The sequence below is a fragment of the Massilimicrobiota sp. An142 genome (assembly GCF_002160725.1).
In the GTDB taxonomy this organism is placed as follows: Bacteria; Bacillota_I; Bacilli_A; order Erysipelotrichales; family Coprobacillaceae; genus Allocoprobacillus; species Allocoprobacillus merdigallinarum.
Genome location: NZ_NFLD01000060.1, coordinates 1 through 6342, shown reverse-complemented (window position 1 = coordinate 6342; position 6342 = coordinate 1). Strand labels below are relative to the sequence as shown.

The 6342-nt window shown below is 27.6% G+C and carries 5 protein-coding genes; all 5 read right to left on the bottom strand.

The genetic code is table 11. The features are described from left to right. Positions 1–635: 635 nt before the first annotated feature. A complete protein-coding gene (locus tag B5E87_RS14435) occupies positions 636–1742 on the bottom strand; it encodes an AAA family ATPase (protein WP_087246069.1) in 1107 nt (368 codons plus the stop codon). Next, positions 1739–2503, bottom strand: a complete 765-nt coding sequence (locus B5E87_RS14430) for a DUF6414 family protein (protein ID WP_087246067.1) — start codon at positions 2501–2503, stop codon at positions 1739–1741. The genes B5E87_RS14435 and B5E87_RS14430 overlap by 4 nt, the downstream gene beginning before the upstream one ends. Before the next feature lie 41 nt (positions 2504–2544). Then, complete coding sequence (locus B5E87_RS14425) at positions 2545–4791, bottom strand: S8 family peptidase (protein WP_087246071.1); 2247 nt, start codon at positions 4789–4791, stop codon at positions 2545–2547. Further along, the gene (locus tag B5E87_RS14420; RefSeq protein WP_087246065.1) at positions 4784–5833 is read right to left on the bottom strand and encodes an ATP-binding protein; all 1050 of its coding nucleotides are present in this window, start codon (positions 5831–5833) and stop codon (positions 4784–4786) included. Before B5E87_RS14420 ends, B5E87_RS14425 begins: the two co-directional genes overlap by 8 nt. A 107-nt stretch (positions 5834–5940) precedes the next feature. After that, a complete protein-coding gene (locus B5E87_RS15145; RefSeq protein WP_158095635.1) occupies positions 5941–6108 on the bottom strand; it encodes a hypothetical protein in 168 nt (55 codons plus the stop codon). Positions 6109–6342: the final 234 nt, after the last annotated feature.

The following is a 6342-nucleotide window of genomic DNA, read 5'->3' as shown; positions in this document are numbered from 1 at the left end:
TGCGGATGTGAAATGGAACTTGACGGATACATATTAAGTGAAATAGCGGAGGCTGATGGAGATGATGAACTGTCATGCATCTGCATGAAATGTGGAAAAGGAACAATGCACCAGGTCAAGAAATGATATATCTGGTTACGTTTTTGCATGCAGAAAAATAGAGTAATGCTGGTGCATTACTTTTTATTTTGCTCATTGTTAATATTTGCTTTAAGCATTTATCAACCAAACGAAACCAAATTCCTATAATACGAAAAAAGCATTGATAAAATCAATACTTTTTCCATCATATTATTCACCGATAATTCTATCCTACTTTATCAGAATTTCACTAAAATTGATTTTATTCTGTTTAAATCAAGTAAATTTAACATCAACTTTATCTCTATTTTAGTGAATTAAACTCAATTTTAGAGAGTTTAAACACTTTTTAAACACCAAATTCTGTTTTTAAATTTATATTTATCCTAATAAATAATTAAAGGAATCTTCAAAATTTCAATTTCGATAATCGAAGAATAGTGATGCATAATTGTCCCAATATTCTTTTATTTTAAACAAGCCTAAAATAAATGCGTTTTATTAAACTACTGTTTCACTCATATTAGTTATAAAAGCTAATTAAATATCTATTTTTAAATCAATACATCAATAATACATGCTGTTATTGATTCTAGTACAATCTTTCTTATTTCTCTAACATTATTAAGTTTTGAAAGATTTTTCTCTAATACAAATAAAACATTTTTATCCTCAACTAACGTTTTTTCATCTATATCCAATTTATTAAACTCATGCTCATAAATCTTATGCAATATTATTTTTTTTGAATTCAAATCTAAATCGTTATATTTAATTATTGCATCAAATCTAGAATAAATCGGTTCTCCTAACTTGTCTTTTATATCCTTTTCAGATTTAAAATTTGATGTACAAATAATTATAGATCTTCTCAGCTCAACCTTGTAGTTTCTATCTTCAAAAATCCCCTCATCAAACAATTGATAAAATGCACTATGAAAAATAGGATTTGGCTTATCAAATTCATCTAATAAGATAATATTTGATTCTCTCTCTAAAAGTTCCCTAGCAAAACAATTTTGCGAATGTTTTCCACCAAATAAATAAGAAGCAAAATCTTCAGAATGAAACATTGAAAATTGCTTTCTAAAAATTTTTTGTTTCATAATATTACTTAAAAATTTTGCTGTTTCAGTTTTCCCTACACCTGTAGGACCATATAAAAGGATAACACATGGCTTTTGTATTCGTCCTTTTGCCAAAGGATATAAGGCACCTATCACTTTTTTTATCGGTTTCTCTTGTCCTATTATTTTATCATTAATTGTGCTTTTTATTTCTTTAAGAATATCGATATTGATATTATTAAATTCATATTTATCTTTCATAATTTTAACATTAGTTAACTTATGAATCTGATCCACAATATATTCTGGTGGATTTTGTAAATAAAGATGATCTATATCAAATTCATAAATGAAACCTATAAAACTATTGAAAGCTGATTCAGTTATTGCTGAATAATCATCAGAATAGGCTACCACATTATCATAATGAGGAACTTCTTCTTTTTCTTTATAATCTTGACCCTCAACTTGATGCTTAAACACTCTTCTTTGTGCATCACTTTGTGAGACCAAGTCAACAAATGTTATAAAATTATAATTAGGTTTTATTTTTTCAAATTCTCTTTTAGGGCCAATAAATATGTTTATATTCATCTATAAACACCTGCCAATATTACATCATAAACTTTACAATTCATACTATTTGTATTAGTTTGTGACTCATCAAATAAATCAAAACCAGATATATTTTGCTTTTCTTCAATTGAAAATTCAGATTTCATAGATAGTTTATTTAATTCAATTGTACCAACTTCAATTGTATGAAAGGTTAAGTTCATTTTAACAAGATCAGAAATTGAATAATTATTTCTAAAAGCCTTAATATTAAAACGCAATACAATTGGATTCTCTTTTTCTATAGTCATCAACTCATAATAACCACGTCCTCCAATTAAAGCTTGATTCATTTTTGCAGGATTTAATTTAAATTCTCCTGCATCTATAGTTCCTTCTGTCATTACAAGATAAGGAGTTAGCATTTTATAGTAGGAAAAAGATTCAGGATAAGGAACCAGTCTCTTATCATTAAAAATTTTTACATATTTTTTTGCTTTATTTGCACTCAATTCAATATAATCAGTTAAAATTGTACTTTCCAAAGCCCTTTTAATAACAGTCGATCCTTCTCGATCAAATGCAGCGCTACCTTCAATACTTCCTTCAGCTTTAAAAAAACTTAGAAATTTGGTTGCACCTTTTACTGTTGCTTCAGTTCTTGTTTCTAAATTATTAGTTTTAGAAATAATATTTTCTTTGTGTTCTTCAGATTTACCACCTTCAAAAATATAAATAAAATCAGTTGCTGCTCCTTCATCAAAATATACTATTTTTAATAGTTGCTTTTCTTTTTTCATTTAATTTATCACCTCTTTTTTTACATACAATAATAAATCTATTAGTCAAATTCTATCATTTCTTCACCTTTATTATAAACATCTATTTGATTATCAATATTTATTCTATTAACAATCCAACCTCTTGCCTGACACATCTTTATAAAATCATCAATACGATTAACTCCATTCATTTCTTTTAACGTAACAACAACTCCAAATTTCAAACCTCGTCCATCTTTTGAATTTAATCGTTCTTTTGTTTTAATACTTAATCCCCACAAACCAATACCATATGCTTTCCTTGGTCTACTTTTTTCCTTAAGGACATCATTAATATGCTTAATATTATCCCACTTTCTATATAAGTTACGTGCATCTTCTTCATATAAGGATGTAGAAATTTCTTCAGATTGCTTATTTCCATTAATTGAACATATTGTTGTTCTCCCTTTTTTCTCTTGAATTCTTCCAAAATGAATATCCATCTCTGTACTTGTATAATCAACACCCTGATTTCTAGAAGCTTTGGGAAAATAACATAGTGTTGCTCGAGCAAAATAAGGATGTGCATCTTTTATTTTGGGAACGGGAATATTATACGTGTATGTTTCGTATTCATTAATGACACCATTTAATAAAAATTTTATCTCATCATCAGAAGAGTTCACAATATCATTAATATGAATAGGAACAACTCCATAACCAATGGTATGAGTCGTATCATCCTTTCTACTCCAACCAGCCGCTGAATCAATAATTAATGCTTTTGCTAATTCTCTACTCAATCCTACAATATAAATTAAATAAGCAAGCTTTCTAGAAATCCAAGGAGCAGCAAATGATGTTCCTCTTACTTTTGCCTCCCCTAACGGAGTGCAAACAGTTATTAATTCATTATCATCTCCACCATAATAACTGACATCGGGTTTATGAAAAAAAGATAAGACTGGTCCAGTTCGTGTATATGATGCTTTTGCACCATCTTGCTTAACAGAATTAACAACTAAAGAGTTAATTGAATCAGCTGGTGCCCCTATTCTCATTTCTTTTCGAGGATTAGAATTATTATTTGTTCCAGCAATCACAAAAATAACATCAAATTCATTTTGAATCTTATCTAATTCTGCTGCTTCTGGAGAAATAAAATTTTGATTAATCTCTAATTCTGAACCTAATGATAGATTCCAAACTTTTATATCTCTATTTTGAGAAACAATTTGTTTAATCATTTTTAATATACTAAAAGAACTAAATCTATAAGCAGTTGCTATTCCAAAATGTCTAACTCTAAATCTTCCACATCCATCTTGTAAATGAGGATTAAATGATGGCCCATCAACAATCAATGATGAAATTGCAGTACCATGATAATAATCATCATCAGATAATTCGATTTCATCATCTAACATATTTTTATATTCTACCCATTCTCCAAAATAAACTCTTTTATCAAAATGAGTATCTAATACGCCAATTGTCGGTTCATTTGTTGGTAAAGGAATAGACATTATTTCTTGCCCTTGAGATTCCAAAATTTTTTCTTTACTGATTTGTGTCAAATCTTTAACATGCATAGAAATTAGATAAGGAGCTTGATTCTGAATAAGTTTGATTTCGTCTGGCATAAGACGTAATGTTGTTTCATCTATCTTTTTAGCATTAATCATATCAATACCAAATTTACTTAATAAAGTATTCGTATCAACATCTGTTTGATATATGGTCACAATAGAGCGTTCATTAATAGATTCAGTAATTTCATCTATATGAAAGCTATGAACAAAATACGAATCAATAATCAATTTAATAAATACTGTTCTTTTAATGATATGTTCATATTGATAATTTTGTCTATTAATTTTACCAATGTCTTCATGTGTTATTTTCCCATTATAATCTCTTTCAATAATCTGAAATACTTTCATCAAATTATGAATTGTATTATCAATAGTTCCCAGCTTAACATAATGCGTAAAGATATGATTTCGAATTTGTTGTCCATTTTCATCTTTTATGAATCCAAACTTCGATCCCCTTATTGAAAAATTAGGGCTTTTACTTTTTTCTGATAACATTGCCTGAATTCTGTTACTTTTTGCAATGACATGAATATAATATACACTTACTAAAGCTCCATCTATATCCCTATTTTCTTCCCAAAACTTCTGAATTCTTTGTAGTTGTTGCACTAAGTTTTTCATATGTTCAGAAGAAACAAATTTATTTTTTGGTAAATTAGGAGGTCCAAATGAACTCTTATTTTTTTGATCATAAAATGTTCCTTTAAGTTGTAGTAAATTATTCAAATTCATTTCCTCCTTTTAGTTTTCTAGCAATTTTACTTTTTGAAACCTTTGTCAATATTTCAATTTCTCTAATTGTGAAATTTTGATTTTGTAATTCTCTTAATTCTGGTTGATTATTATTGCAAACTATCGAATATAATCTACGCATATAATCTGTGCTATCCTCTGGATTGCTGAAAGCTACAGCTGTTTTTATAACATTCTTCAATTCTCCTGGATAGGGAATTTGATCATATAAACCAATAATTTTTCTAAATAGCCTTATATTCTTATAATTAATTTTAAATTTTTTTAGATAGTTCTCCAATAGTCCCTCAGCAACTTCTACTAAATCTTCTTTGCTGTATCTGTTAAAGTCAATAATTGCATCAAACCTTCTACTCAATGCTTTATCAAAATATTCATATAGATTTGTCGTAGCTATCAAAACAACTTGCTCATTCAAATGATCCATTCCTTTTAGCATTGTAGAAGTAGCCCTTCCCATTTCTCTTAAATCATTTGAATTAGTCCTATCTAATGCTAATGCATCTATCTCATCAAATAAAATAATTATTTTATCTGGAAATGTAAAATTATTGATTTCTTTAAACATAGTTGATATATTTTTCTGTGTCTGTCCTAATTTACTATCGACAAGTGAAGAAAAATCAACCATATATATTTCTCTTTCTAATATTCTAGCTATCTGTTTAACTGCTTCAGTTTTACCAGTTCCTGGTGCACCTTGAAGCAAAAACTTATTAATACCAACATTATAGCTTACTGCATTGACTATTCCTAAAATATCTTGTGTTATCACTTCTGGCAAAAGCAATAATTCAGCCGAATTATCAATTTTCTCAAAAAAATCAGATTCATTTGTAGTCATTTGTGGAACAAATGTATTAGCATCTGATAATAAGGCCATAATATATTCAGCTAATTGATAATCTCCAATCGAATCAAAATATTTTGCAATTTCATAAGCCTCACTCTTGAAACCTGAATCATTATTTTCAGAATAATATTTAATCAAATTAAGAATATTTTTCTTTTTCATAGCATCACGTTCTCCTTTCAAAAGTATTATACAACTTTGGGACAAATATTTCAATATTGGGACAAAAAATAAAAAACACTTTATAATAATTTATCCTAAAATGATTGCTATTTAATATTAAACATCCTCTTTATTGTCATTTCATAATGTAGATATACTTTATTACCACACTTAAAAGTAACTGCATACCCTTCGCTAATTAATCTTCTTACTACGTATTCTGCTAATCCTGTTTTTTTACAAAATTCTTTAACACTTAAAATTTCTTTATCCATTTAAATTTCCTCATTTCATAAAATTATTTATTATATTCTTTTAAACATTTTAAACACCAAATAAACACTTTTTTATAAAATTAAGTTTCTGTTTTTCCAAAAAAAAATATATATCAATTGAATAGGGGCTAAGAATTAATATCTTTCGCCCCTTTCACAACACTTATCCCGAATTATTGATTATCCCGAAAAACAGGTTTTTCCAATGAAAAATCAAGTAAAATTCGGGATAAT